The organism is Ottowia sp. (genome assembly GCF_046348305.1).
Taxonomy (GTDB): domain Bacteria; phylum Pseudomonadota; class Gammaproteobacteria; order Burkholderiales; family Burkholderiaceae_C; genus Ottowia.
On record NZ_JAXMEM010000020.1, the window covers coordinates 1 to 2,378 of the forward strand.

Consider the following 2,378-nt stretch of genomic DNA (forward strand, 5'->3'; position numbering starts at 1 on the left):
TGTGGATGGACGAGACGCACTACCCACGCGAGGGCATCGGCAACTGGGTCTGGGCGGCCGTGCAGCCGCTGCTGGCGGTGTTTGGCATCTACCCGTCGCGGGCGCGATACGTGATCCTGGACTTCATCGGCGACAAGTGCACCGCGGCGGTGACGTCGGACCGCTACGCCGGCTATGCCTTCATCGACGCCGAGCGTCGGCAGATCTGCTGGGCCCACCTGCTGCGAGACTTCAATCGCATCGGGCAACGCCAAGGCCTGCCCGGGCAGATCGGACGCCGCTTGCTCGGCCTGGGGCTGGTCATGTTCCGCAAGCGCGACAAGGGGCAGCTCGGGGCGCACGTGCTCGACGGGCTGCAGCGTCGAATCCGCATCGCGCTGCAACGTGGCGCGCAGCAGTCCGCCTGCAGCCGCACGGCCAACACCTGCGCCAACATCCTGAAGTTGTGGCCGGCGCTGTGGGGTTTCACCGCCAACGAAAACCTGGTGCCCACCAACAACGCGGCCGAGCAGGCGCTGCGCGGCATCGTGCTCAAACGCAAGATCTCGGGGCCCACGCGCTCCCTGCGCGGCGACCAGTTCCTGGCACGGGGGTTCAGCGTTCACGAGACCTGTCTGCGTCAGGGCGTGGATCTGTGGGACTTCATGCACCGAGCCGTGCATGCCGCCATCGCGAACACGGCGCCGCCGAGCTTGCTGCCTCGCGCCGGATCGCCGCTCGCCGCCCCCTCGGGTTGAACGTCGGCGGCAGCGCGGTTGCCGCTGATCGAAGATGGTCGGGGGGCACGTGAACACGTACGTATTCAGCCGGGGGGTAGGACAGACCACGGCAAGCGGCCGAGACCGATCAGCCGGAGGGCGCAGGCTGTGGGGTCAAGGTGGGCGCCGTGGTGCCGTCGATCCAGGCGATCACCGTCTTGTGCAGGTAGTCCAGCAGGTCGCGACCCTGGCGGCGGCAGGTTTCGGCGGCGCTGAAGCCGCGGGCGATGAACTCGTCACCGCGGCGGCTGCGGGTGGGCCCGCTGATCTTGCGCTTGAGCACGATGGCGCGCAGCGCCTGCTCGGCACTGTTGTTCGTCGGCGGCACCGCCTCATCGCGCAGGAAGGTCCACAGCGCAGGCCACAGCTTGAGCAGGTTGTCGCAGGTGGCCGCGGTGCGGGGGCACTGGGTCTGGCCGGCACCACGTTCGAGCGCCCGGCGCATGCGGCGCACCAGCGGCTCGAACGGCTCGGCGCCGGTCTTGCCGCGCTCGCGCCAGCGGAACATCAGATACCCCAGCCCCAGCAGCCGCGCGCCAATGCGCCCGGCCTGGCCCGCACGCTGGGCGATGCGGTTGAAGTCGCGCAGCAGGTGCGCCCAGCACACCTGGCGGCGCTGCGCATCGATGTAGCCGTAGGCGGCATAGCGGTCGCTGACCACGATGGCCGCGGGCCGCTCGCCGATCAGGTTGTGCACCACGTAGCGCGCCCGCGAGGGCAGCACGCTGTACAGCGCCAGGCGCTGCTGCACGGCCGCCCACACCCAGTGGCCGCTGCCGCCTTCGCGCCCGTAGTGCGTCTCGTCCATGTGCACCACTGCCGCCTGACCCAGGCTGGCGATGGCCTGGCCGACCGGCTCGGCCAGCGCCTGCGCCACCTTGCCGTGCGCAGCCGAGATCGCGCCCACACTGAAGTCGATGCCCATCAGCTGCGCCAGCAGGTCGCGTATCTTCATCTGCGGCATCTGGAACCGCGTGCCCAGCATGCCCACCAGCGCCAGCGCTCGCGCTCCGATCTGCCCGCGCGGCACCCCGGGCGGCAGCACCGCCGAGTGCACCTGGCCGCAGCCGGCGCACACCCCGGCGTACAGCTTGTATTCGTCGACCACCGGCTTGATCACCGGCGGCAGGTCGAACACCTGGTGGCGCTGCGGCGCACCGCGCACGACCACCGTGCCGCCGCATTCGCACTGCGCCGGCGGCGTGCACCGCTGAACACTGTCCACCTCGGATGCGGGCAGCAACTCGCGCCAGGCGCCCGGGTGGCCCTTTTGCGCACCGCGCTTGCGCGCACTGGCCCGGCGCTGCGCACGGTTGCCCCCGCCGGGCCCGTCCGACGACGGCGGCTTCGACGAGTTGCGCGAGTTCAGCGCCAGCCTCTCCGACAAGACCACCACGGTTTGCTGCAGCGCGGCCAGTTGGCCGCTCAGCGTGTCGATCACCTGATGGCACTCGGCCAGCGTCGCCGGCTTGGGCACCTCGCCCAGCGCCGACACCTCCCCCGCAACACCACTCGCTTGATCAGCCATGACCGCAGTGTCTTCGCTGAATCAGGAACTTACAAGCGATTCTTCAAGACCGGTGCGCCGAACTCAGGCCCCGCGCTGGCCCACCATCTGGC

Annotated in this window: 2 protein-coding genes; one reads left to right on the plus strand and one right to left on the minus strand. The window is 70.3% G+C overall.

The features are described 5' to 3' along the window. Positions 1-737 (plus strand): transposase (locus U1F38_RS16755; protein WP_409988213.1); only part of this gene is annotated, 737 nt, incomplete at its 5' end. Between the two features lie 109 nt (positions 738-846). Here the strand turns inward: U1F38_RS16755 and tnpC are convergent. Continuing rightward, entirely contained in the window at positions 847-2,286 is a 1,440-nt protein-coding gene (tnpC, locus tag U1F38_RS16760; RefSeq protein WP_409988214.1) for an IS66 family transposase, read from the minus strand. Between the last annotated feature and the right edge of the window lie 92 nt (positions 2,287-2,378).

What these genes read in the sequence shown, in the direction of transcription:
- tnpC (WP_409988214.1), bottom strand. Translation starts at nt 2,286, where the DNA reads ATGGCTGATCAAGCGAGTGGTGTTGCGGGGGAGGTGTCGGCGCTGGGC.